We start from the raw sequence: 22,408 nt of genomic DNA, 5'->3' as shown, positions 1-22,408 counted from the left end.
GGATCAGATATCCTGCTGCGGCGTGAGGTGGTCGTCGCCGTGGCGCACGACGCGCCAGAGCGAATGGGCCAGGCGCAGGGCACTCAGGGCGCCCGAGAGGATGATCGCGGCATAGAGCACGCCCAGTGGCCACTCCGTCGAGCTCATGATCCGACCCCGGTCGACGGACTGTTGAGTGATGATGACCCCCAGCCAGCACACGACGACCGAGTAGATCAGGAACACCGCTTCTGCGAGCGCGAAGGTCCAGCGCCGCCAGGCGCGAGGAAGGCCATCAAGGATCACGGTGACCCGCATGTGACGGCGTTCGCGGATCGCGTAGCTGACACCGAAGTAGATCATGTAGACGAAGCAGAACCGGGCCATCTCGTTGGCCACCGCGACCGAGGTGGAGAAGGCGAACCGCGCGACGACGTCGGCAAAGACCAGGACGATGATCGCCCCAAGCATGGTCACGATGACCGCTGGCTCAAACCATTTCTCGAGCGTGCGCATGTCGCCTCCTCCCCGTTTTCGGTCTTACTTGGACACCGCGTTCATGAAGGTGTCGTAGAACGCGTCACCCACCTTGGCGCGGATGTCGGCCTCGATCGCCGAATTCATGGTCTCGCCCAGCCGCGCCTTGTCCTCTGCGGGCAGCTCGTTGACTTTGAGGCCCGCCTCGCGCAGCTCTTCGAGCGTAGCGGCGTTGGCTTCGGCGGTGAGTTCGCGCTGGAGCGCCACTGTTTCGGCCGCGACCTCTTCGACCAGCGCCTGCTGCTCGTCGCTCAGGCTCTCGAACCACTCGAGATCGGCCATCCACAGTTCGGGCCAGTAGATGTGGCCGGTAAGCGAAACGTAATCCTGCACTTCGAAGAAACGCTCGATGATCATCGAACTCAGTGCGCTTTCCTGGCCGTCGATCAGGCCCTGCTGGAGCGACGAGTAGATTTCGCCCCACGCGAGCGGCACCGGAACGGCCCCGACGGAACGCCATGCCTTGATCGCGATCGGGTTGTCAGCGGAACGCATCCGCAAGCCCTCGAACGCCTCGTAGCTGTCGAGCGGGCCGCGGCTGTTGGTGAAACTGCGGAAACCCAGCTCCATGAAGCCCATGTTCTTCAGCCCGCGCGCTTCCATCGCCTCGCCGATGGCATCGCCCGCCTCGCCGTCCAGAAGCGACCGTGCCTGTTCCTCGTCTTCGAACAGCAGGAACTGGTCGAGCACGGCCAGTTCGTCTACCGCCGAGCTCAGATGGACCGAGGCGCCGGTGGTCATGGTGATGTTACCCGACTGCACGAGGTCGGTCATTTCGCGCACGCTGCCCAGCTGGCCTCCCGGGAAGATCTCGACCTCGAAGTCCCCGTCCGAGCGGCTTTCGAGCTCTTCTTCGAAGAAGACCAGGGCCTTGTGGATCGGCGACGACTCCGGAGTCGCGTGACCGATGCGGATGGTCTCGGCGCCGGCGGTGGTTGCGACGGCCACCGAAAGGCATGTGGCGAAGATTGGTGCGACTTTCATGTTATCCTCCTCCGAAAGAAGCTGTGTCTCATGAGTGCCGTGTTCCTCCACATATTGCACTCGTGTGCAAACAATCTCGAAAGATATATCTTGGCGCAAGGATTTTTTGCACTCCTGTGCATTATTGCTGCCAAAGCACTTCTTACTTATTGTAAAATAATGGAATTTTCAGAAATCGGGACACCTCAATCGCCCGACCGACCTGCGTCAGCCGGAACCGGAGCGCGGCGAATCGGGCTCATCGGCGGCGATCCGCGCTCGAAGCTTGTCGAGCGCGACTTCGGCGGTGTCGGTGGCCGTGATGCGGGCTTTGGTCGCTCGGCGACAACCCGGGAAACCCGGGAGCGCGGCGGTGCATGCCTGTCAAAGGCGGCGCGACGCGGCCAGTCATCAACAGCAGAATGGCCAGATGCGCGAAGCTTTCGCCCCGCGCACCTTCGGGTCACGCAACGAGTCAGGATCAGAACGAGATCTGGACCCCGCCGCGGATCATGTGGCTCTGGTAGCCGCCCGAGAGGGCCCCGCGATACTCGACGCCGATCGAGGCCATGTCGCCCAGGTCCGCCTTCACGCCCGCGCCCACGTCGAAATAGCCGCCCGACAGGCCGTCCGCGACGGTGGTGCCGGTGAGGACAGGGCCGAAGCGGAACGGCACGGCAAGGTCCGAGCCGCGCATCACGGTGTAGCCTGCGTGACCGAAGAGCGTCACGTCACCGGCGCCCGCCGGGATGTCGTATTCGCCCTTCACAGCCAGAGTGCCGGTGAACAGGTCCGTGGTGAAGCCGTCCATGGTGACGTTGAAGAGGCCCGCGCCGGTCTCGGTGAAGCCTTGGGTCGAGACGTGGTGATACTCGGCCGAGGCCGAGGGCCCGATGGACAGCGCGCCCATGTCGAACATCCAGTCGGCCGACAGGGCCGCGAACAGGTCGGAGGCCCGGTTGGTGCCGAGCGCCGTCGCGCTCACGGAAGCCGCGTTGATGTTGCGGGTGCTGTCGATCGACCCGAACTGGTAGCCCGCCACGCCGTTCACGTTCAGGCCGCTGTCGAACCGGCCCTTGCCGAAGATCGCCACGCCGTAGTTGCGGGCGGCCAGGCTGCCGCGGTTGTCGTTGATCGTGGCCTGGGCGGTGCCGTAGCTCACGGCGAGCCCGGCCTCGAACATGTCGCCGAAGCCCATGCTCACACCTGCCGTCGCGCCGTAGTCGCGGAAGCTGTAGCCGATCGAGTTGGTGGTGTTGCCCACCGTGCCCATCGTGCCCGACATGGCCAGGAACCCTTCGAGCCCGTTGGGCAGCGACCAGCGCGCGGCGGCCTCGCCCATCGAGTCTGCGCCGTTGCTCGTCGACAACCGCTCGGTGCCGGCCGACAGGAACGAAGCGCCGGTCGCCAGCCCGCTGCCGAAGAGGATGTTGTCGACCGTCTGGCGGGCCATCTCGTATTCGAGGTTGCCGTGCGCGGCGAGGAAGGAATAGCCGAGCCGTTCGAGCGCCTGCTGCTGCTCGGCGGCCGTGGGCAGCGCGAGGATGTCCGAGATCACCGTCTGGTAGGCCGGATCGGCCGCCAGGTAGGGAATATTCGCCCCGTCCAGCGCGGCAGCGACGCCGAACTGGTAGTCGGTCCCGGCGGCATTCACGATCGGGAAGAAGATCGGTGCGATGCGCAGCGTGAACTCTCCGAGAACGATGTCGCTCACGTCGAAGGAGAAGTTGAGGTTCAGGTTCGAGATGTCCTCGATCCCGGCTTCCTCGAAGGCCGCGTTGCCCTCGATCAGCGCGACGATCTGGGCCGGGACCGGGGCGCCCTGAGACCCGGTGTGGGCCAGGTCGGGCACCGTCACGCCAAGCGCGTCGGCCAGCGCTTGCAAGAACTCGGCCGCCTCGTCGACGCCCGCGGTGCCGGGATCGTCGGCGACGTTGCCATACTGCCATTCGCCCGCGCTGGTGTTATACTAGGCCACGAGCACCGCCTCGGTGTTCGGGTCTCCGTCATCGTCCCAGAACAGGCCTTCGGGCAGCCGCGTGCGGTCGAGCAGGCCATCGCCGAAGAGGGCGAGGTGCTCGGCGTTGAAGAACACGCCGGTGTCGAGCCGGATCAGGTCCGCGTCCGGCACCACTTCGAAGCCGGCGTCATCCGCGCTGAAGAAGCCCGTGACGCCTTCCTGCCCGCCGTCACCGAAGAGACCACCGGGGAAGAAGAAGCGTTGCAGCGGGTTCTGGTCGAGATCGCCCGCAGTCACGGTGGGCCATTCGCCCGCCTTCGCGGTGGCGGCGACCAGGTTGTCGAAGGACACCCCGTCGGCGCCGCCCGCTGCGACCGGCGTGAAGTCCGCGCCGGTGCCCGTGCCCAGGATGAAGCTGAACCCGGCCACACGCGCGCCGCTGAAGTTGGTGACCTTGCCGAAGTTGAAATACTCGGTCACGCCGCCCGACGGTGCCGTGAGAAAGCGCAGGTCGAAGCCATCCGGCCCCTGGAGCCAGGACTTGTAGCGCTTGCCGGTGCCCGGGGGCGAATTGCAGACATTGTCGTTGCTGGCCATCAGGCAGTTCACCACCCCGCTGGGCGAAAACCCGTTGGCCGAGGTGAAGTCGTCGTTGTTGAGCGCGCCGGTGATCGACTGGATCCCGGGAGGCGTCACGTTCTCGGTTGTGTCGATGTAGATGATGCCATCCCCGAAGGCCCCGTCGAAGCCGGTGATTTCACCGGCGGCGGCCGGGGTCAGCGTGCTTGTGAGAAGGAGGGGAAAGGCGGCGGCGAATGCAAGTTGCGTCGTTTTGAGCGGCATGTGTGAAACCGTTTCGAGGATGTCAGTCAAAGTCTGACGCCACGAAACCGCACCCGGAAAACACATTCAATTTCTTTTAAGTGATCAACTGAATACAGATTTGGTTCTTATGCTGAACGACAACACTTCCCTTGCGCTTCCTTCGGGGAAAGTCGTCATATCAACGGGTGGTGATCGGTCAGCCTCAATTGGGTCCTGACCTGACAGTCAATCTGTTTGGCCCCGGCAGGAACGATTTCGCCGTCATCGGCCTTTACTGGATTGGCCACGCTGTCGATCCAGACTTCGCCAGCATCCGTTTCCAATCAGAAGAACTGATCTCGGTCATCGTGGACCTCTTCCCCGATCTCCTCGCCTGGCTGGAGCGCCATGAGGACCTGTTGGATCTTCGCGCCCATGTAGAGCACTTTGCGGAAATTGTCGTTCTCTTCGGTCAACTTCCCGATACCATCTGCAAAGCCCTTCATCTCGGCGCCTCCTGCCTGTGTTTCAGGATATTCATTCGCTCCAGTCATGAACGTGCACATCGCGTCCGGAATGACCTTCCAAGATTTTCACCGCCAGTTCTTCGCGCTCCTTGTCCCTGACGCGGACCCAGAGGAGTATGCCGCCGTGCTCGATCTGCTGTGCGTAGTAGTCCTTGTGATGCTTGCCCACACGTCCCGCCAGCAAGGTGCCGATCACCGCAGCCGGGCTGCCACCGATAGCTATGGCCGCAATGGAGGCAGCAAGTGTGCTCACAGGCGTCAGCAGGGCTGCCATCGCGATGTATGAGGCGACGAAGAAGAACCCACCGATGATGGCTCCCTCGAGTTCGCCGATAGCTTCTTCCGATACGAAGTGGGCGCGCGGGGCCCGTGGATCGTCTTCCAGCTCGGAGGAGCGCCAGTAAGCCTTGCCGAGCTTTTCTTTCAGCGCTTTTTCGTCCCCCAAGAGGCTGATGTCGGAATGATGGATGCCGACCATACGAAGATCGTAGAACGCTTGTTGCAGATCCTCGAACGTGTCGAACACACCTACGGCCTCAGGAACGTTGATCGCCGTTAGTCTTTCTTGCTCGGTGTCCATTTCATTCATCGCCGTCCCGCCTCCTGATACCATGCTGGCTGTCATCGAACTCTTCCGCGGCGGGCATTGCATTGATGGGGATCAAGGACGGACTGGCGAGCGAAGCTTGCCGGACTCTGGCGGTCAGAAGATGTTCATCCCACTCTTCGAAGACCTACTGAGCGACGTAGCCGCCATCGATCGGGACATTGGCCCCGGTGATGAAGGACGCGCGCGGCGAGCAGAGCCAGACGATCAACTCTGCGACCTCTTCGGGCCGGCCGATACGCCCGATCGGATGCAGCGGGTCCATCATTTCCTGCGTGGACTGGGCACCGCCACTGGCCTGTTCGGCGAGGGAGTCGAGCATGCGCGTGTCGATGCCGCCGGGGCAAATGGAGTTCACGCGAATGCCCTCCTTCCCATATTCGAGCGCCGCGTTCTTCGTCATGCCGTTGACGGCGTGTTTCGACGCCACGTAAGGCGACAACCCGGGAAACCCGATCAGGCCCGCCACGGACGCGAGGTTCACGATGGCGCCGCCGCCGTTCTTCTGCATCTGCTTGATTTCCGCCTGCAAGCACAGGAACGTGCCTTTCGCGTTCACGCCCATCACGGCGTCGTAATTGGCCTCCGGCTGGTCGGCCATCGGGATCACCTTGCCTTCGATCCCGGCATTGTTGCAGGCGCAGTCCAGTCGGCCGAAGGTCTGGACTACTTTGTCGACCAGGGCCGCGACCTCGCCCGCCGATGAAACATCAGCCTTCATGAAGGCTGCCTCGCCCCCGTCGTTCAGGATCATTTCGACGGTTTCCTCGCCGCCCTTGGTGTCGACATCGGACACCATGACCTTCGCGCCCTCCTGCGCGAACTTGAGCGCGGTCGCGCGGCCGATCCCGGCTCCGGCGCCGGTGACGAGCGCGATTTTCCCTTCAACCATTCCCATCTCGGACCTCCTACTGAATACCGACACCCTAACGTTGCCAGGAGCCCGCGATGTTGATGGCGGTCAATTCAGCAGTGCTCAGTGAGGCAGTGGTTTCCTGCGAGAGGATGACGCCCTGGGCCGCTACGTCGAAAACCGCGTATCCAAGTCACGCACGTGTATTCGATCCAGCCGACGCCACCTGGTATTTCCCTGCGGGAATTGGAGGATGTCCATGATTACAAAGACCGCCTTGAAAATGCATGACTTGGACCGCGATCAGACCGACCGCGGTCCTTTGCTATCGGAGGGACACTCGGACTTATTGCCTCCCACCACGCGGAATGCGTCACCCACAGCCCCGCTCCCGGAGCTTCAAGCCCAGCCGCGAGGGCGACAAATGGATGACCGCGCGTCATGCGTCAGATGTCCGGACGCTCCAGGTCATCGCCGGCGGTCACGCCGCTGATCAACTGGTAGCCGAGGAGATCGCGGATTTCCTCCGGTCGCCGCACCAGCGGCACGAGCCGGCCGCGCAGCGTCTCGCGCACCTGGCGATCGCGCCGTTCGAGCGCGATGCCTTCCTCGAGGGAGACGAAGCGGAAGTGGAGCATCGCGCCGGCGCCGGCCTGCGCCACGCGTGGCAGGTCTGCGGGGAGGACCGATCCGATGCGGGGGTAACCTCCTGTCGTCTGGCATTCGCACAGCAGCACGAATGGCGTGCCGTCCCCGGTGATCTGCACGTCGCCGGGCACGATGACTTCCGAAAGGACCGACAGACCCGCGACGCTTTCGAAGCCGCGGCCTTCGGGCACGAGCCGCACGCCCATGCGGTTGCCGCGGGTGTCCCGGCGAAAGGCGGTCGTCGCGAACCTGTCGCGCTCGGCCTCGTCGAAGAAGGCGGTCTGGAGGCTGGGCACGATGCGCACGGTGCCGCCGTCGAAACGCGGCTCCGGCTCCAGCCGGAGGTTCGTCGCCCCGGGCCGTGGGTCGGCCCCGAGGGCGAGACGGTCGCCGGCGGCCAGCGGCGCGCCGATCCCGGCCGCGAGATGTGCCGAGCGGGCGCCGAGCCGCTTGGGCCCGTCGATGCCACCGCCGACATGGAGATACCCGTAGCTTCCCGTTTCAACCGTCCCGATGCTCAGCCGTATGCCGGCCGGGAGGGCGTGGCTCGCGTTCCAGGCAACCCGCGTGCCGTCTATGCTGGCCCGCATTGGCGCGCCGGTCAGCGCGATGCGGGTGTCCTGCGTCGCTTCGAATTCTCCCCCCATGCCGACCATTTCGATGGCGGCGCATTCCTCGGCCTGGCCCAGGAGGGCGGCCCCCTCCGCCAGCGCCAGGCGATCCACCGCCCCGCCCCGCGACAGCCCGGCGCGCAAATGGCCCGGTCGCCCGGTGTCCTGCACCGTCAGGCCGGGTCCCGCGCGATGCACGACAAGCTCTGCACTCATGTCAGGATCTCCGATACCGCCCCGCCGTCGGCGTCCCCTTTCATCCGCTCCAGCGTCTCCGGCGACACCGGGTCGAACCGGACCTCGTCTCCCGGACGCAGGACGAAGGGCGCATCGGTCGCAGGACGGAACAGCGGGAAAGCCGTCTGTCCGACATGGCGCCAGCCCGTGGGCGTCGGCACGGAAAAAAGCACCATCTGGCGGATGGCCAGCCCGAGCGCTCCGGCCGGCACCTTTTCGGTCAATTGGGTCTGTCGCGGAATGTCCCAATCGGGCGGCAATTGGCCAAGGTAGGGCTGTCCCGGGGCGAAACCGATGGTCTGAACACGCACCCGCGCGCCCGCGATCGACCGGATCGCGGCCTCCGGATCCATTCCCGCAGCCGCCGCGGCCTCGTCGAGTTGAGGGGCGAGCGCCGTGCCGAACACCGTCGGTATGCGCCACAGCCGCCGACTGCCGGGCAGCGTGGCCTCGAACCAGTTCCGGGCGGTCAGCATCTCCTCCAGCCGCCTGCGCATCGCCCCGTGATCGGCGTGAACGGGGTCGAACCGCAGGTAGGTCGAGACGAGCGAGGTCGAAGTCTCTTCAATGCCTTCCGGGCCTTCCCGCTCGAGCGCATCGCGAAATGCCATCGCCGCGCGGTTCGCCGGCTCGCTCAGCCGGTCGCCGAAACTCACCAGGAGCCCGTCGATGCCGACATTGCGCATCACGGGCCCCTCCAGCACGTCACCGTCACTCATTGCAGCGCGTCCGGCAGGAAGAGGGCGATCTGCGGGAAGGCGAGCAGGGCGACGGCCATGAGCAGCATCGCAACGATGAAGGGGATGGTGCCAAGCATGACCTCGGACATCCGGCCCGATTTGCGTGCGCCCTGCACAACGTAGAGATTCAGCCCGACCGGCGGGGTGATCAGCGCCATCTCGATGAGCACGATCATCAGGATGCCGAACCAGATCGGGTCGTAGCCCATCTGGACGACCAGTGGCACGATGATCGGAATGGTCACGACCATGAGCGACAGCGTTTCGATGAAAAAGCCGAGCACGATGTAGATCAGGACGATGACCAGCATCGTCGACAGGTTGGACAGGCCCAGCCCGCCCAGGAAATCCTGAAGCTCGCGCCCGATCCCGGCCGAGGCCAGCGTGAAGTTCAGGAATGAGGCCCCGATCACCACGAGCATGATCATCGAGGTGATCTTGACGGTCCCGAGGACGGCCTCGTGGAACATCTTCAGCGATATGCTCCCGAACGCCGCCGCGATGACGATCGCACCGGCCACGCCCACGGCGGCGGCTTCGGTCGGCGTCGCCCAGCCCTTGTAGATCGTTCCGATGATGACCGTGAAGAGCAGGATGATGGGGATCAGTTGGATCAGTGCGCGCAGCATATCGGGGAAGGGGAAGACCCGACGCTCACCGCCCAGAGAGGGGCGCAGCGTGCACAGGATCGCCGTGATCACCACGAAGGCCAGTGCGAGCGCGATCCCCGGCACGAGGCCGGCCAGGAACAGTCGCGGAATGGAGGTCTGCGTCAGGAACCCGTAGACGATCAAATTGATCGACGGCGGGATCATGATGCCAAGCGTGCCGCCCGCGGCAATCGCCCCGGAGAAAAGCTTCGGATCGTAGCCGAGTTTCTCGGCCTGCGGCATTGCGACGGTGGCCACGGTCGCCGCGGTGGCGACCGACGAACCCGAGGTCGCCGAGAACATCGTCGCGGTCGCGACATTGGCGTGCACGAGGCCGCCGGGAAGCCAGCTCACCCAGCGGTCGAGCGCGGCATAGGTGCGGGTGGCGATCCCCGAGCGCACGAGGATTTCGCCCAGAAGCACGAAGAACGGAATCGCGATCAGGGTGGAGTTGTTGGACGTGGACCACACGAGGTTGCCCAGGCCCCGCACCAGCGGGAAAGGACTGAAGAACGTGTCCACCCCGAAGCCCAGGAGGAACAGCACGATGCCCACGGGGATCGACAGGCTGAGCAGCCCAAGCAGGCCGAGTGAGAGGTAAGCGATCATTTCTCAAGAGCCTCCAGCTCACCCATCGTGCCGATGGCGCTTTCGGACCCGACCAGGTTGCCGCGCATGAGCAGCATGAGGGCGGCGGCCAGCGTCGCCCAGGAGGCGATCGCGAACCAGACCCAGCCGGCAAGCCACGGCACCTGCACCAGTGCAAGCGGCGTTTCGAGCGGAGTGTTGGCGCGCGACCCGTTGGACAAGGACCGCTCCAGCACCGGCCAGGCGCGCCATGCGATGAGGGTTATCGTGCCGGACAATGCAGCCATTGCGACGATATCGAAGACCGCCCTGCCCTGCGCCTGCGCCCGACTGCGCAGGATGTCGATGCGCACGTGGCCCAGCTCCATGAGCGTGTAGCCCATGCCCCAGCTCGTCGCGATCGCCATGACGTAACCGCTGATCTCGTCCGTACCGCCAAGCGTGGAGCCGACCTGTCTGAGAAGGATGTCGGCCAGCACGAAGGCCACGCAGGCCATCAGAAGGATCCCGATCAGGACCGCGATCACGCCGTTCGCACGGCGCAGAGCGCGCAGAATTCCATATGCCATCGGGATCCCTCCTGTTCGATCATGGGCCCGCGGTGCCGCGGGCCCATCGTGGCTCATTCGCCGATCTTAACGCCCACGGTCTCCCCGACCGAGGCATTCCACCGTTGGGCCCATTCGTCGCCCGCACGTTCGGCCCACTCGGGCAGCACCTCGGTCACGAGGACCTCGCGCGCCTTGGCGAAATCCTCCTCCGAGACCTCGACGAGCGTCATGTCGCGCGCCTCACCGGCCGGGCAGTCGCCGTTGCCGGTAAGACAGGCGATGTCGTTGACCAGCGCATCCTGGGCCGAATCCCAGGCGGGGTCTTCGAAGTTCTCCCGGGCCTGCTCGGCAAGCAGCGCCTGGTGGTCCTCGGAAAGGCTGTTCCACTTGTCCATGTTGACCGCGGTGACGACCGAGTCCCAGCCTCCGAGCGGGATCGGCAGCAGGTGGGTGGAGACCTCCCACCATCCGGCGGAGTAGCCGGACCCCGCGCCCGTCACCGCGCAATCCACGACGCCTTTCTGAAGCGCGCCGGGCACTTCCGAGAACGCGACGTTCACACCTTCGGCGCCCAGCGCCTCGAGGAACTTGGCGGTCATGCGGCCAGAGGCACGCACCTTCTTGCCGGCAAGATCGTCCAGGCCGGAGATCTCGGCGTTGCAGAAGACGACCTGCGGCGGATAGGGCGCGATCGCGAGCACGTGGCTGTTGAACCGGTCCGCATAGATGTCCTCGACCATCGGCCGGGCCGCATCGACCATCGCCCGCGCCTCGTCGGCCGTGAGCGCCACGAGCGGCACGTCCAGCCCTTCGAGCTCAGGCGCATCAGCCACGGCATAATCCGCGACCGTCATCGCCACGTCGTAGACCCCATCGCCCAGCAGGCGGTAGACGTCGCCGACGCCCAGGTTCATCTGGTCATGCGTGGTCAGCGAAACGTTGATATCGCCGCCCGATGCCTCGGGAACGGTTTCGGACCAGAATGGTGCTTCGTATTGCTGGTGAAGCGGAAGGCTGGACCAAGATCCGACGACCGAGAGGTCCTCGGCGAAGGCGGGCGCGGCGAGCGCGGTGGTGGCGGCCAGAATGGCAGTCAGACGTGTCATGTCTCTCTCCTTGTTGGGTCTTCGTTCATTGGTTTCCTGGCGTCGGTGCCAGCACGGGCACCTCCGCGGTGTCCGGTATGTCCGTGATGAGCATGTGCCCCGGCTTGTGGGTGATGCAGAGGCGCGGCGCGGCGGCTTCGAGCGCGACCTGCGGTGTGACCCCGCAGGCCCAGAAGACCGGCACCGTCCCGGGCCCGACAGGGGCGGGATCACCCCAGTCGGGGCGCGTTATGTCGGAGATGCCCAGCTCGGACGGGTCGCCCGCATGGACCGGGGCGCCGTGGGCCAATGGAAACCGGCGCGAGATCGCCGCGGCGTCGTCGACCCGGTCCTCGGGAATGGCGCGCATCGACACGACCATCCGGCCCGAGAAGGGGCCAGAGGCCACGGTCTGGATGTTGGACCGGAACATCGGCACCGTCGTGTCGTGTTCGACGTGCCAGACGGCGATGCCGGCGCGCGCAAGGGCATCCTCGAACGTGAACGAACAGCCCAGGGCGAAAGCCACCATGTCGTCTGTCCAAAGGTCAGATATGTCGGTCACGCTGCCTTCAAGGGATCCATCGCGATAGACGTTGTATGCCGGCACGTCGGTCCGAATATCGATGTCATGGCCCAGCGTGCGCATCATCGGATCGCCGGTGTCGGACACGCCCACGAGCGGACAGGGCTTTGGATTGCGCTGGCAGAACCGCATGAAGTCGAGCGCGTAGGCTTCGGGCAGGATCACAAGATTTGTCTGGAGATACCCGGCGCCGAGACCCGCGGTATGTGACCGATAGCGGCCGGCGCGAATGTCGGCGCGGAGGGCCGGCAGGTCGCTGTTCTGAAGGCGCATATGGTCGGTGATCACGGGCTGTATCCTCTTTTCCAGAGAACGTTGCCCAGCCCACCTTATAAGTGCAAATCGTATATTTCTTTCATTATTGATCAGCTTTTTTGATATGCCTGATAGTCCAGCGCCACTTCACGCGCCAGTCGGGCGGCCGTCTGGACCATGTGGCTGGTCGGCTCACCACGGTAGGAGGCCGTGAATTGCAGGGGGCTGGGGGCCCATCCCGGATCGAAGCTGCGGATCGTCCCCGCTTCGAGGAACGCCCGGCCCAACGCCTTCGGCAGCGCCGCGACGCCGAGGCCGGCCTCGACCAGGCGAAAGCAGGCCGACAGTGACGAGGACGGGAAGATCTGCACCTCGGGCCCGACCCGTTCGAACAACATGTCCTTGAGTTCCCGGTAGGGCCGCGTGTTGCGCGCATAGGTCAACACCGGTCGTGTCAGGTGATCGGCCGGATCGTCGAGCTCGGGCGCATCCGCCGCGACATACCATGTCAACTCGAACCCCGGCAGCGGGATATTGTCGATCGATTGCTCCGAGATCGGGCCCAGCAGAACCGCCAGGTCCAGGGAATGGCCCAGCAACGATGCACGAAGGTTGGTCGAAATATCGACGTCGAACTCGATCTCAAGGTTCGGATACCGGCGATGGCAACGCGCGATCAGCTCCGGCAGCCAGCATTGCGCGATCGTTTCGGACACGCCGAGCCGCAGGCGCCCCTCCATCCCATCCGGGTGGATCACGTCACGCGCAACCATCTCCGAGAGATGCTCGAATTTCTCGGCATAGGTCAGAAGCAGCTCGCCGCGCTTGGTGAGCTTCATCCCGGCCGAGCTTCGGTCGAAAAGCTCTGCCGCAAGCGTCGCCTCCAACGCCTTGATCCGGGCGGTGACGGCGGGCTGGGTGATATGCATGCCGTTTGCAGCCTTTCGGATGCCGCCAAGGCGCACGACCGCGAGGAAGGTGCGAAGCTGTTCGAGATTCAGACTGTTCATGATCAAGACATATAGATGAATAATCGCGAAACGCCCCGCTTTCCGTGCGCCGCCCGGCAATCAGCCATGCTTCGAAACGAGCGCGTCACGCGGACATGGGCCGGGGCGCCGCTCCAGGGCGGCGCCGCGCAGCCTTCTTTCGGGCGCGCGTCAGCGCACCGCGTTCTCGACCGTCGCGATGTCGATCTTCTTCATGGTCATCATCGCCTCGAAGGCCCGGCGGGCCGTGTCGGGGTCCGAGGATGTCGTGAGCTCGATCAACTGGCGCGGCGTGATCTGCCAGGAGTGGCCCCAGCGATCCTTGCACCAGCCGCAATCGCTTTCCGCGCCGCCGTTCCCGACGATGGCGTTCCAGTAGCGATCGGTCTCTTCCTGGTTCTCCGTCAGCACCATGAAAGAGACGGATTCGTTCGGAGTGAAGGCCGGGCCGCCGTTCAGTCCGAGGAATTTCCGCCCCAGCACGGTGAATTCGACCGTGAGCTCCGCCCCGGCCTCTCCGCCGGGAAAATCGGAGGGGGCGCGGTTGACGCTGTCGACGCGGCTGTCGGGAAAGGTCGCCGCGTAGAATTCGGCGGCCTTCCCGGCTTCTCCGTGGTCGTACCACAGGCAATTCACGAGGTCCGTCATGGTCTCTCTCCTTTCGTCGCGATCGCTTCAGGACATGGTCTTCAGCAGGCGTTCGAGCTGCGCGAGGGTCGCCTTGATCCCCTCTTCCATGCCCATCTGCACGACCTGGTCCACCGCTTCCGGGGAATCGTAGGTCGTGACGATCTGGACGAGCGTTCGGGACGACCGGTCATCGAACGTGACTTCCCAGGTCGAGACCGGCATGTCGCGGTTGATGTTGCCGTCTTCGTCGCTGAACGCATCCTGCGCCGTGAAGCCGTCCTTGGGATCGATGGTTTCGTAGTCGAACCGGGACCAGTGCTTGTCCCCGTCGGGGCTGACCATCGCGAAGAGCCAATGCCCGCCGGGGCGAAAGTCCATCGACTTGGTCTGCGCGGTGAACGGTTCGGGCGCGAACCACCGATCGAGGAGGTCCGATTTCGTATAGCACTCCCAGACCATGTCCTTGGGAGCATCGAATTCGCGTCGCACGGTGATCTGGCTTTTCTGCATGTCGGCGACGAAGCTGTTCTGGAGATCGGGTTTCATTCTGATGCCCCTTTCATTTGGGTCAGGAGTGCGTCGAGTTTCTGGTAGCGAGAATCCCACTGCCGTCTTTGCTCGTGGAGCCAGTTTTCAAGATCGGCATAGGTGTCGGGATTGAGCTCGCAGGTGCGGACGCGACCAACCTTGCGGGTGGTGATCAGCTTGGCCTTCTCGAGCATCTTGATGTGCTTCATGAACGGCGGCAGCGCCATGTCGAAGGGCTCCGACAGGTCGCTGACCGATGCCGGCCCCTCCCCCAGCTTCTGCAGCACGGCGCGGCGCGTGCCGTCGGCCATTGCGAAGAAGACCAGGTCGAGATCGGGTTGATTGCTATCCATGAGGGTAAGTATATGGAAGCGCAATACTGACATCAAGAGGTAAGTTTTGGGAAATGCCCGACGCGCGGACATGCGCCGCCCGGGCTCCGGGCGGCGGTCATCGTGGCAGGTTGTGGGAGAGGCCCGTCAGGCGCTGCGGCGCGACAGGGCGAAGTAGCGGTAGGCCAGGAGCGCCACGAGGGCCGAGAAGATCAGGCCGCCCGCGACCCACATGAGGGCGCCGGCCAGAACCTGGTCGCCCAGCGCGGTCATGCCGAAGGGCCCCGTGGTCAACGCGTGCCAGGGATGCCAAAGGCGCGTGGACGAGATCAGGAGCACCGACAGGAGCGTCATCTGCGCGCTCGTCGCCGCCGCCGACAGGATCGTCGCGAAAGGCATGGTCTCGACCGACTGGCGGAACGAAGCCCAGAGCGTGACCACCGCGCCCAGCAGGCTCAGGTGCATCGCCCAGTAGACCAGGTCGGATTGCAGCGTGAGCGCGTAGGGGCCGGGCACGTGCCAGAGCCAGAACAGCGCGGCGAACGCCGCGGCGCTGAAGGCCGGCGGCGGCGCGCGACGGAGCATCGTCGCCAGAAGCGGGGCCGCGACGAGGGTGAGCAGCAGGTGCTGTCCCACCCGCGCCGAGAACAGCGCCATCGAGGCGGCGCAGAGCGGCGAGACGAAGAGGATCGCGACGAGCGCCCAGCCGCCAAGCGCCTGTCGCCGGGCCGGGCCGCTCGTCAATCGGATGACCAGCGCCAGCGCGATGGCCAGCCCGGCCAGCAGGACGGGATCGAAGGTCCAGCGGCTCATGAGTTCGGAAGGCAGCGGGGGCGTCCCGCAGAAAGGCACGTAGTCGTCCATGTCAGCCTCCACAGCCTTGAAAGAGAAAGAGCGCCGACGCGTTGGCGACGCAGGCCAGCGCGAAGACGAGCCCGCCCCAGACCGCCGCGCGCCGCAGGTCGGTGCTGCCGCCCGCCGGCGGGGCGAAGACGGACCACAGGCACGCCGCGACCGCGACCACCGTGACGGCGCCCCCGGCGATCACCAGCGTCGGATGCCCGATCATCGCCCGCGCCGCGCAGGACGCCGAGATGAGCGCGTAGATCGCGACGAAATGCACGGCCCAGGTCAGGCCGGGGCGCGCGATCGCGACGATCTGGCGGGTGAGATCGCTCATCCGACACCCCCCATCGCGCCCGCGATGAAGAACGCACCGGCGACCACGACCATGAGCCCGCTGCCCTTCGCGAACGTGGCAAGGTTGAAGTCCGGCATCGACTGCCCGGGCCCCGTACGCCGCGTCAGGCGGCGGGCTGCGTTGAAGAGCGCCCAGTAGAGCAGAACGAAGAGCACGATGCCGGTGAAGCCCCCGGTCGCCCAGAGCGTCGCACCGAGCGCGCTGGCCCAGGGATCGACCGGCATCAGCGACAGGCCCAGCGCCCCGGCCGAGGCGACCGCTGCGGCCGCGGTGAGAAGCGACAGCGCCATCGCGCCGAGGTTGCGGTCGGACACGGCCGTGCGGCGGGTAAACTGGCCGAAGACCGCGACCGCGATCCCGGCGACCACCGCCACGGCGGCAGCGACCAGACCCGGCCGGGTGACCGTCTCGGCCGCGTCGGGCCGGATGTTCCACAGGTAGAGCAAACCGAAGATCAGCGAGGCGAAGAGCGCCATCAGGACCAGCATGGTCCCGACCAGCGCCACATGCATGTGGGCGCGCTTGTCCACCACGTTCACCGGCAACTCGTGCCCCATGCCCGCATCGCGCGTCACGCCGCTGTCCGACGGCTCCCACGCCCAGAGCGTGAAGGCCGCGAGCGCGATCACCCCGCCGACGGCGCACACCCAGTAGGCCGAGGCGAGCGTCGCCCCGAACAGGATGGCAAGCCCCGCCGCCGCCAGCATCGGGATCCAGGTGGGATGCGGCAGGCGCAGGACGTAGAGCGGCGCGCCGCTGACCGGATCGCAGCCCAGGGTTTCGCGCCGCCCGTCCCGGATGCCGTGCATCACGCCATCGACCTCGTGCGCCTCGCGCTCGAGAAGCTCGGGCTGGTCCCACAGCGGCTCGCGGCTTTCGACCGGCGGAATGGCGTGGAAGTTGAAGCCCGGCGCCACCGGGGGGTAGAGCCATTCGAGCGTCCCCGCGCCCCACGGATTGCGCGGGGCCTTCGGCCCGTGTCGGCGGCTGCGGAAGAAGTCGAAGACGAAGAGCGCGATCCCGGCGGCAAGGATGTAGCTCCCGATCGAGCTGAGCATGTTCAGCCGGTCCCAGCCCAGCCCCTCGGCATAGGTGGCCACGCGCCGGGGCATCCCGCGCAGGCCGGTCAGGTGCATGAGCAGGAACGTGGCGTTGAAGCCCACGAACATCAGGCCGAAGACCCAGCGCCCGAGCCGCTCGGACATCATGCGACCGGTGAAATGCGGCGCCCAGTAGTAGAACGCGCCGATGAGCGGGAAGACCATGCCCCCTATCAGGACATAATGGAGGTGGGCGACCACGAAGTAACTGTCATGCGCCTGCCAGTTGAACGGCACGCTGGCCAGCATCACGCCGGTGAGGCCGCCGATCACGAAGATCGACAGGAACCCCAGGATGAACAGCATGGGCACGGTGAGCCTCGGCCTGCCCGAAGCCAGCGTTGCGATGAAACAGAAGATCTGGATCGCGGTCGGCACCGCCACCATGCTCGAAGCCGCCGAGAAGAGCGACAAGGACAGGATGGGCAGGCCCGTGGCGAACATGTGGTGTGCCCAGAGCCCGAAGCTGATGAACCCCATCGTGACGACCGCGGCCACCGCAAAGCCGTAACCGAAGAGGGGCTTGCCCACGAAGGTCGGCAACATCGTGGCGACCATGCCCGCGGCGGGCAGGAAGATGATGTAGACCTCAGGGTGACCGAAGAGCCAGAAGAGGTGCTGCCACAGGAGAGGATCGCCCCCCAGCATCGGGTCGAAGAACGGAAGAGCCAGCAAGCGTTCCGCCTCGAGCAGGATGGAGCCGATGATGAGGGGCGGAAAGCCGATGGCGATCATGAAGGCGGTGATCAGGATGTACCAGGCGAAGACCGGCATCTTGGTCAGGCTCATCCCCGGCGCACGGGCGCACAGGATCGCGGTGATCAGTTCGACCGCGGCCGTGACCGATGCGATCTCGGCGAAGGTGATGCCGATCAGCCAGAAATCCGCCGACAGGCCCGGCGTATGCGCCTTGGTCGACAGGGGCACGTACATGAACCACCCGCCGTCGGGCGCGGCGTCGAACAGGAAGGACGACAGCACGATGATGCCGCCGAAGAGGTAGCAGTAGTACCCGAACTGCCCGAGGCGCGGGAAGATCAGGTCGCGCGCGCCCAGCATGAGCGGGATGAGGTAGACCGCGAAGCCCTCGAGGATCGGGATCGCGAACAGGAACATCATCAGCGTTCCGTGCATCGTGAAGACCTGGTTGTAGGTCTCGAGATCGAGAAAGGTGTTGCCCGGCACGATGAGCTGCGTGCGCACCATGAGCGCGAGGACGCCGGCGATCAGGAAGAAGACGAAACCGGTGTAGATGAAGCGCCGCCCCACCACCCGGTGACTGACCGAGGAGAGCTTGCGCAGGCCCGTCGGGGTGTCCCAGACGCCCTCGAAGCTCTTGTCCTCGCCCTTGCGCGCGCCGGAATAGGCGGTCGGTGTCTCCGTGACGCTCATGTCAGGCTCTCCAGCCACGCGACCAGGGCGCGCAGGTCGGGCCCGGACAGGTGGTTGTAAGAGGGCATCTCGGCCCCCGGTTTCATGTCGTCCACGTTGGCGATCCAGCCCGCGAGGTTGCCGGTGTTCATCTCCCACATCCCGGCGCCCAGCGCGGCGCGCGCCCCAATACGGGTGAGGTCAGGGCCGATGCGGGCATCGGAGATGCCTTGCACGCGGTGGCAGGCCACGCAGCCGGAGGATTGAAAGACCTCGGCGCCGCGCCGCTCCTGCGGGGTGACGGCATCATGCGCCTCGCGGTCGAGATCGGCGAGGAACGCGTCGTACTCGTCGGGGGGCAGCACGACCGCCTCGAAGGCCATCAGCGGATGGGAAAGCCCGCAGAACTCGGCGCACTGGCCGCGAAAGCGCCCTTCGCGGGTGGCCGTCACGGTCAGCGTGTTCACCCGGCCCGGGATCATGTCCATCTTGCCCGCGATCGGCGGCACCCAGAACGAATGGATCACGTCCGCGCTCTTCAGCCGGATCTCGACCGGTTCGCCCAGGGGCAGCACGACCTCGTTGGCGTCGCGCAGCGCGCGGCCCTCGGGGTCGTAGACCACGTTCCACCAGAACTGCTTGCCCGTCACCTCGATCACGTGATCGGGCGCGGCCGGGGCGGCCACGCTTCTCAGCACGAAGGTCGAGAGCACGAAGAGGAGCGCCATGACAACGACGGGAAAGACGATGCCCCCGCCGATGATCCACCACGTCCGTCCACCGCCGCGTCCGCGCCAGGCGAGAACGACGAGCACCATCACGGCGATGAAGATCGCGACCGCGCCGGCCGTCATGATCAGCGTCAGCCAGAGCGTCTCGCCCGCGGCGAACCCCGCGACGTTGGACATGTCCTGAACGGCAAAGGTGTCAAGCGTGGGCTCCATCTCAGCGCCCCTCCAGCGTGTAGAGGTAGGCCGCAATATGCTCGGCCTGCGCTTCGCTGATGCCCATGTCGGGCATCGCGGTCTGCGGCGAATGGCGCGGCGGGGATTGAAGCCAGTCCACCAGCGGCCCCGGCCGGTTCGGCAGCACGCCGGCGACGTAGGCCTGGTCGCGGAATCCCGTGAGGCCGGGGCCGACACGGCCCTGCGCGCGCGTGATGCCCGGGATCGTGTGGCAGGCGCCGCAGCCGTACCGGTCGATGAGCGCCGCGCCCTTGCGCGGATCGCCGTCGGCCACCACCATCGCCTGCTCCGTCCAGTCCGGGGCGGGCGCGACGCGTTCGGGCAGGACGGAATCCACCAGCGCCGACACGCGGGCCGCCGCACGCTCGAAGGCGGCCGTCACCGGATCGGCGTCAGGCCGTGCGACCGCCCAGGCCGCCACCACGCCGCAGACCGCCAGGATGGCCAGGCCACCCAGGACGGTCGCAAGGATCCGGCCGGCTTTCTGCGCCCCCTCCACTGCGCGTCACTCCGCGGCGGGCATGTCGTAGTCGGTGTCGGACTGTTCCCCGCCGGTTTCGGGGTTGGTCACGCGGGCGTAGTACTCGGCCACCGCGCGCATGTCCTCTTCGCTCATCTTTTCGGCGATGGTCGACATGACGTCCATCGCGTCGTTGTCGCGCGTGCCCTCGCTCCAGAGTTCGAGCTGGAGCTCCATGTACCCGGCATATTGCCCGGCGAGGTAGGGAACCGACGGCGGCAGACCCGTGCCTTGCGCGCCGTGGCAGTTGACGCAGGCGGGGATGCCCTTCTCGGCCGACCCCACGGAGGCGAGTTGCCCGCCCCATTGAAGCTGGTTGCCGTCGATGGACCCGTGCGCATTGTCGAGATCTCCCGTCGGCATCGCGGCGTAATAGGCCGCGACCGCCTCGCGCTCGCCTTCGGTGAGCCGCTCGGCGATGCCGGACATCACCCGGTTGGGGCGCGCGCCGCTCGCGTAGTCCTCGAGCTGCTTGTAGAGATACCAGCCCGCCTGTCCGTCGAGACGCGGGAAGGCGGCGGACCCGTCGCCCTGCCCGTCGACGCCGTGGCAGGTGATGCAGGCCATGCCGGAGCCCCCGTTTTCGGAGCTTCCCATCGCCACGAGCCGCCCCTGTTCGAGGAGGTCGTCGTCCGGCTCTTCGTTGATCGTCGCGTTGAAGAGCACGCTGTCCACGTCAAGACGGCGTTCGAGCTCGGACATCTCCGGTTCCCCGGAATTGTCCTGTGCGTGCAGCACGACGGCGGACCCGAAGCTGACCGACGCGACGGCGAGAATGGCTGTTCTGGCAAGTTTCATGTCGGGCCTCCTTCAGGCGTCCATCAGCGGGCGGGGGTTTTGCAGGTAGTCGTTCTTCATGTGATCGAGCGTCCAGTACGCCAGCCCCATCAACGGCCCGGTCGGGTTGTATCCGAGGTTCTGGGGAAACAGGCAGGCGCCGAAGACGAAGACGTTGTGATGGTCCCACATCTGGCCGTAGCGATTGACGACGCTGGTTTTCGGGTCCGAGCCGATGACCGCGCCGCCCGTGTTGTGGGTCGTCTGGTAGGGCACGATGGAATACTTCTCGCCCTCGGCGGCCCGGTTCACGGTGCTCACCGCGCGCACGTTGTCCATGTTGCGCGCGATCTCCTCGGCCTTGGACAACACGTAGGCGCTCATCTTCCGGTCGTTCTCGGGGAAGTCGAACGTCATCCTGAGAAGCGGCTGGCCATAGGCATCCTTGTAGGTCGGATCGAGGTCCAGGTAGTTCTGAGGTACGGCGACCGAGCTTCCGTGGCACACGATGCCCACGTGGTGCAGGTAGTTCTCGCGCACCGCCTGCTTCCATTCCGCGCCCCACTTGGGCGTGTCGGGCGGCGTCGGGTGGTAGTTGATCGGGCGACCGTTCGTCTGGTTCGCACTGATGTAGCCGCCGCCGACGAAACCAAGGTCGCTGTGGTCGAAGTTGTCGCCGTTGAAATCGTCGATCGTCATGCCGAGCGCGCCGGCCCCCATGAAGGGGTTGGACCAGACGTTCTCGTCGAAGAACACGCTGGCGGCCGCGATCGTCTGGTAGGCGTAGTTGCGCCCCACCGTCCCCTCGCCGGTTTCCGGGTCGTAGGGTGTGCCCAGGCCGCTCACCAGCATCAGGTGCACGTTCCACAGCGCATAGGCGTTGAGGCAGACCGTGTCGGCGGGCTGGAACACCTCCCGGCCGTTCTCGTCGACATAGGTCACGCCGGTCGCGGTCTTGCCGTCCTCGGACTTCTCGACGCGCAGCACCTGCGAATTCATCCGCAGTTCGAAGTTCTCGTGATCCTTGACCACGTCGTAGATGCACACGATCGGGTCCGCCTTGGCGAAGTAGCCGCAGCCGAAGCGTTCGCAGAACCCGCAATAGGTGCAGGGATGCAGCTGCGCGCCGTAGGCGTTCTCGTAGGCCCGGGTCACGTTGGCCGAGGGCATGTGGAACGGGTTGTATCCCATCTGCTCGGCCGTATCGCGGAACATCTGGAGGGGCGGCGAGGCCTTCATCGGCGGGTTCGGGTAGTCCGAGGAGCGCGGCCCCTCGAACGGGTTGCCGCCATCCTGCGTTTCGCCGTTCAGGTTGCCCGCGACGCCCGATGTCCCGCAGACCCGGTCGAAGAAATCGAAATGCGGTTCGAGTTCGTCATAGGTCATGCCCCAGTCCTGGACATTCATGCCCTTGAGGATGTCCTCGCCGTAGCGATCGGCATAGTGACTGCGCATCTCGAGGTCCGAGGGCAGCGGCCGCCAGAGCTGTCCGTTCCAGTGGATGCCGGCCCCGCCCAGGCCCTTGCCGGGCAGGAACGAGCCCAGCCGGCGCATGGGGAGCGCGGTCTGGTCGGCATTGTTGCGGAACGACAGCGTCTTCGTCGGCGTGTCGATCATGTGCTCCTTGCGGCGGGCGTATTTCAATTCGTCATGTTCCTCCGGCGCGCCGAAATTGCTCGCGTCATGGCGCCAGTCGCCGCGTTCGATCACGACGCAGCGCTGCCCCGCGTCCGCCAGCTCCTTGGCGGCGGCAAGGCCGGTCCAGCCGGCGCCGACGATGACGACATCTGTCTTTGGAAGTTGCGTGGCCAAGG

Annotated in this window: 24 protein-coding genes; all 24 read right to left on the bottom strand. The window is 65.6% G+C overall.

Annotated elements, in window-relative coordinates:
• Window positions 1-3 precede the first annotated feature (3 nt).
• Entirely contained in the window at window positions 4-495 is a 492-nt protein-coding gene (locus tag GQE99_RS16130) for a TRAP transporter small permease (protein ID WP_161352663.1), read from the bottom strand.
• A 24-nt stretch (window positions 496-519) separates the two neighbouring features.
• Window positions 520-1,500, bottom strand: a complete 981-nt coding sequence (locus GQE99_RS16125) for a TRAP transporter substrate-binding protein (protein WP_161352662.1) — start codon at window positions 1,498-1,500, stop codon at window positions 520-522.
• 460 nt (window positions 1,501-1,960) lie between these two features.
• Complete coding sequence (locus GQE99_RS16120; protein ID WP_161352661.1) at window positions 1,961-3,364, bottom strand: autotransporter outer membrane beta-barrel domain-containing protein; 1,404 nt, start codon at window positions 3,362-3,364, stop codon at window positions 1,961-1,963.
• An 84-nt stretch (window positions 3,365-3,448) separates the two neighbouring features.
• Window positions 3,449-4,282: a choice-of-anchor F family protein gene (locus GQE99_RS16115; RefSeq protein WP_161352660.1), complete on the bottom strand. Its 834-nt coding sequence runs from the start codon at window positions 4,280-4,282 to the stop codon at window positions 3,449-3,451.
• Between the two features lie 305 nt (window positions 4,283-4,587).
• Window positions 4,588-4,749 (bottom strand): cupin domain-containing protein, encoded by a 162-nt coding sequence (locus tag GQE99_RS16110; RefSeq protein ID WP_161352659.1) that lies wholly within the window; start codon window positions 4,747-4,749, stop codon window positions 4,588-4,590.
• A 31-nt stretch (window positions 4,750-4,780) separates the two neighbouring features.
• Window positions 4,781-5,395 (bottom strand): hypothetical protein, encoded by a 615-nt coding sequence (locus GQE99_RS16105; protein ID WP_235917262.1) that lies wholly within the window; start codon window positions 5,393-5,395, stop codon window positions 4,781-4,783.
• A 109-nt stretch (window positions 5,396-5,504) separates the two neighbouring features.
• Window positions 5,505-6,269, bottom strand: a complete 765-nt coding sequence (locus GQE99_RS16100) for an SDR family oxidoreductase (protein ID WP_235917261.1) — start codon at window positions 6,267-6,269, stop codon at window positions 5,505-5,507.
• Between the two features lie 407 nt (window positions 6,270-6,676).
• On the bottom strand, window positions 6,677-7,705 hold the full coding sequence (locus GQE99_RS16095; protein ID WP_161352657.1) for a 5-oxoprolinase subunit C family protein: 1,029 nt from the start codon (window positions 7,703-7,705) through the stop codon (window positions 6,677-6,679).
• A complete protein-coding gene (locus tag GQE99_RS16090; RefSeq protein WP_161352656.1) occupies window positions 7,702-8,445 on the bottom strand; it encodes a 5-oxoprolinase subunit B family protein in 744 nt (247 codons plus the stop codon). The genes GQE99_RS16095 and GQE99_RS16090 overlap by 4 nt, the downstream gene beginning before the upstream one ends.
• The gene (locus tag GQE99_RS16085) at window positions 8,442-9,725 is read right to left on the bottom strand and encodes a TRAP transporter large permease (RefSeq protein WP_161352655.1); all 1,284 of its coding nucleotides are present in this window, start codon (window positions 9,723-9,725) and stop codon (window positions 8,442-8,444) included. Before GQE99_RS16085 ends, GQE99_RS16090 begins: the two co-directional genes overlap by 4 nt.
• The gene (locus GQE99_RS16080; RefSeq protein ID WP_161352654.1) at window positions 9,722-10,273 is read right to left on the bottom strand and encodes a TRAP transporter small permease subunit; all 552 of its coding nucleotides are present in this window, start codon (window positions 10,271-10,273) and stop codon (window positions 9,722-9,724) included. The genes GQE99_RS16085 and GQE99_RS16080 overlap by 4 nt, the downstream gene beginning before the upstream one ends.
• A 53-nt stretch (window positions 10,274-10,326) precedes the next feature.
• Window positions 10,327-11,361 (bottom strand): TRAP transporter substrate-binding protein, encoded by a 1,035-nt coding sequence (locus GQE99_RS16075; protein ID WP_161352653.1) that lies wholly within the window; start codon window positions 11,359-11,361, stop codon window positions 10,327-10,329.
• 25 nt (window positions 11,362-11,386) lie between these two features.
• Complete coding sequence (locus GQE99_RS16070; RefSeq protein WP_161353269.1) at window positions 11,387-12,199, bottom strand: putative hydro-lyase; 813 nt, start codon at window positions 12,197-12,199, stop codon at window positions 11,387-11,389.
• Between the two features lie 92 nt (window positions 12,200-12,291).
• Window positions 12,292-13,191, bottom strand: a complete 900-nt coding sequence (locus tag GQE99_RS16065; RefSeq protein WP_161352652.1) for a LysR family transcriptional regulator — start codon at window positions 13,189-13,191, stop codon at window positions 12,292-12,294.
• Window positions 13,192-13,341: 150 nt separating this feature from the next.
• Window positions 13,342-13,818, bottom strand: a complete 477-nt coding sequence (locus GQE99_RS16060) for a VOC family protein (protein WP_161352651.1) — start codon at window positions 13,816-13,818, stop codon at window positions 13,342-13,344.
• A 27-nt stretch (window positions 13,819-13,845) separates the two neighbouring features.
• Window positions 13,846-14,346 carry an SRPBCC family protein gene (locus tag GQE99_RS16055; RefSeq protein WP_161352650.1) on the bottom strand — a complete coding sequence of 167 codons (501 nt, stop codon included), beginning with the start codon at window positions 14,344-14,346 and terminating at the stop codon, window positions 13,846-13,848.
• Window positions 14,343-14,681, bottom strand: a complete 339-nt coding sequence (locus tag GQE99_RS16050) for an ArsR/SmtB family transcription factor (RefSeq protein ID WP_161352649.1) — start codon at window positions 14,679-14,681, stop codon at window positions 14,343-14,345. Before GQE99_RS16050 ends, GQE99_RS16055 begins: the two co-directional genes overlap by 4 nt.
• A gap of 126 nt (window positions 14,682-14,807) precedes the next feature.
• Window positions 14,808-15,524, bottom strand: a complete 717-nt coding sequence (locus GQE99_RS16045; RefSeq protein WP_161352648.1) for a cytochrome c oxidase assembly protein — start codon at window positions 15,522-15,524, stop codon at window positions 14,808-14,810.
• Window position 15,525: 1 nt separating this feature from the next.
• Window positions 15,526-15,840 carry a hypothetical protein gene (locus tag GQE99_RS16040; protein ID WP_161352647.1) on the bottom strand — a complete coding sequence of 105 codons (315 nt, stop codon included), beginning with the start codon at window positions 15,838-15,840 and terminating at the stop codon, window positions 15,526-15,528.
• Window positions 15,837-18,353, bottom strand: a complete 2,517-nt coding sequence (gene ctaD / locus GQE99_RS16035; protein ID WP_161352646.1) for a cytochrome c oxidase subunit I — start codon at window positions 18,351-18,353, stop codon at window positions 15,837-15,839. The genes GQE99_RS16040 and ctaD overlap by 4 nt, the downstream gene beginning before the upstream one ends.
• The gene (coxB, locus tag GQE99_RS16030) at window positions 18,350-19,276 is read right to left on the bottom strand and encodes a cytochrome c oxidase subunit II (RefSeq protein ID WP_161352645.1); all 927 of its coding nucleotides are present in this window, start codon (window positions 19,274-19,276) and stop codon (window positions 18,350-18,352) included. The genes ctaD and coxB overlap by 4 nt, the downstream gene beginning before the upstream one ends.
• Before the next feature lies 1 nt (window position 19,277).
• Window positions 19,278-19,796, bottom strand: coding sequence for a c-type cytochrome (locus tag GQE99_RS16025; RefSeq protein WP_328794156.1), 519 nt, complete (start codon window positions 19,794-19,796; stop codon window positions 19,278-19,280).
• Window positions 19,797-19,802: 6 nt separating this feature from the next.
• Window positions 19,803-20,615 carry a c-type cytochrome gene (locus GQE99_RS16020; RefSeq protein ID WP_161352644.1) on the bottom strand — a complete coding sequence of 271 codons (813 nt, stop codon included), beginning with the start codon at window positions 20,613-20,615 and terminating at the stop codon, window positions 19,803-19,805.
• Window positions 20,616-20,627: 12 nt separating this feature from the next.
• Complete coding sequence (locus tag GQE99_RS16015; protein ID WP_161352643.1) at window positions 20,628-22,406, bottom strand: GMC family oxidoreductase; 1,779 nt, start codon at window positions 22,404-22,406, stop codon at window positions 20,628-20,630.
• Window positions 22,407-22,408 lie beyond the last annotated feature (2 nt).

It is taken from the genome of Maritimibacter harenae, assembly GCF_009882975.1.
Lineage (GTDB): Bacteria > Pseudomonadota > Alphaproteobacteria > Rhodobacterales > Rhodobacteraceae > Maritimibacter > Maritimibacter harenae.
The sequence above is the reverse complement of the archived record's forward strand: the minus strand, read 5'-3'. Positions and strand labels throughout refer to the sequence as shown.

What these genes read in the sequence shown, in the direction of transcription:
- GQE99_RS16130 (WP_161352663.1), bottom strand. Translation starts at nt 495, where the DNA reads ATGCGCACGCTCGAGAAATGGTTTGAGCCAGCGGTCATCGTGACCATG.
- GQE99_RS16125 (WP_161352662.1), bottom strand. Translation starts at nt 1,500, where the DNA reads ATGAAAGTCGCACCAATCTTCGCCACATGCCTTTCGGTGGCCGTCGCA.
- GQE99_RS16115 (WP_161352660.1), bottom strand. Translation starts at nt 4,282, where the DNA reads ATGCCGCTCAAAACGACGCAACTTGCATTCGCCGCCGCCTTTCCCCTC.
- GQE99_RS16110 (WP_161352659.1), bottom strand. Translation starts at nt 4,749, where the DNA reads ATGAAGGGCTTTGCAGATGGTATCGGGAAGTTGACCGAAGAGAACGAC.
- GQE99_RS16105 (WP_235917262.1), bottom strand. Translation starts at nt 5,395, where the DNA reads ATGACAGCCAGCATGGTATCAGGAGGCGGGACGGCGATGAATGAAATG.
- GQE99_RS16100 (WP_235917261.1), bottom strand. Translation starts at nt 6,269, where the DNA reads ATGGTTGAAGGGAAAATCGCGCTCGTCACCGGCGCCGGAGCCGGGATC.
- GQE99_RS16095 (WP_161352657.1), bottom strand. Translation starts at nt 7,705, where the DNA reads ATGAGTGCAGAGCTTGTCGTGCATCGCGCGGGACCCGGCCTGACGGTG.
- GQE99_RS16090 (WP_161352656.1), bottom strand. Translation starts at nt 8,445, where the DNA reads ATGAGTGACGGTGACGTGCTGGAGGGGCCCGTGATGCGCAATGTCGGC.
- GQE99_RS16085 (WP_161352655.1), bottom strand. Translation starts at nt 9,725, where the DNA reads ATGATCGCTTACCTCTCACTCGGCCTGCTTGGGCTGCTCAGCCTGTCG.
- GQE99_RS16080 (WP_161352654.1), bottom strand. Translation starts at nt 10,273, where the DNA reads ATGGCATATGGAATTCTGCGCGCTCTGCGCCGTGCGAACGGCGTGATC.
- GQE99_RS16075 (WP_161352653.1), bottom strand. Translation starts at nt 11,361, where the DNA reads ATGACACGTCTGACTGCCATTCTGGCCGCCACCACCGCGCTCGCCGCG.
- GQE99_RS16070 (WP_161353269.1), bottom strand. Translation starts at nt 12,199, where the DNA reads ATGCGCCTTCAGAACAGCGACCTGCCGGCCCTCCGCGCCGACATTCGC.
- GQE99_RS16065 (WP_161352652.1), bottom strand. Translation starts at nt 13,191, where the DNA reads ATGAACAGTCTGAATCTCGAACAGCTTCGCACCTTCCTCGCGGTCGTG.
- GQE99_RS16060 (WP_161352651.1), bottom strand. Translation starts at nt 13,818, where the DNA reads ATGACGGACCTCGTGAATTGCCTGTGGTACGACCACGGAGAAGCCGGG.
- GQE99_RS16055 (WP_161352650.1), bottom strand. Translation starts at nt 14,346, where the DNA reads ATGAAACCCGATCTCCAGAACAGCTTCGTCGCCGACATGCAGAAAAGC.
- GQE99_RS16050 (WP_161352649.1), bottom strand. Translation starts at nt 14,681, where the DNA reads ATGGATAGCAATCAACCCGATCTCGACCTGGTCTTCTTCGCAATGGCC.
- GQE99_RS16045 (WP_161352648.1), bottom strand. Translation starts at nt 15,524, where the DNA reads ATGGACGACTACGTGCCTTTCTGCGGGACGCCCCCGCTGCCTTCCGAA.
- GQE99_RS16040 (WP_161352647.1), bottom strand. Translation starts at nt 15,840, where the DNA reads ATGAGCGATCTCACCCGCCAGATCGTCGCGATCGCGCGCCCCGGCCTG.
- ctaD (WP_161352646.1), bottom strand. Translation starts at nt 18,353, where the DNA reads ATGAGCGTCACGGAGACACCGACCGCCTATTCCGGCGCGCGCAAGGGC.
- coxB (WP_161352645.1), bottom strand. Translation starts at nt 19,276, where the DNA reads ATGGAGCCCACGCTTGACACCTTTGCCGTTCAGGACATGTCCAACGTC.
- GQE99_RS16020 (WP_161352644.1), bottom strand. Translation starts at nt 20,615, where the DNA reads ATGAAACTTGCCAGAACAGCCATTCTCGCCGTCGCGTCGGTCAGCTTC.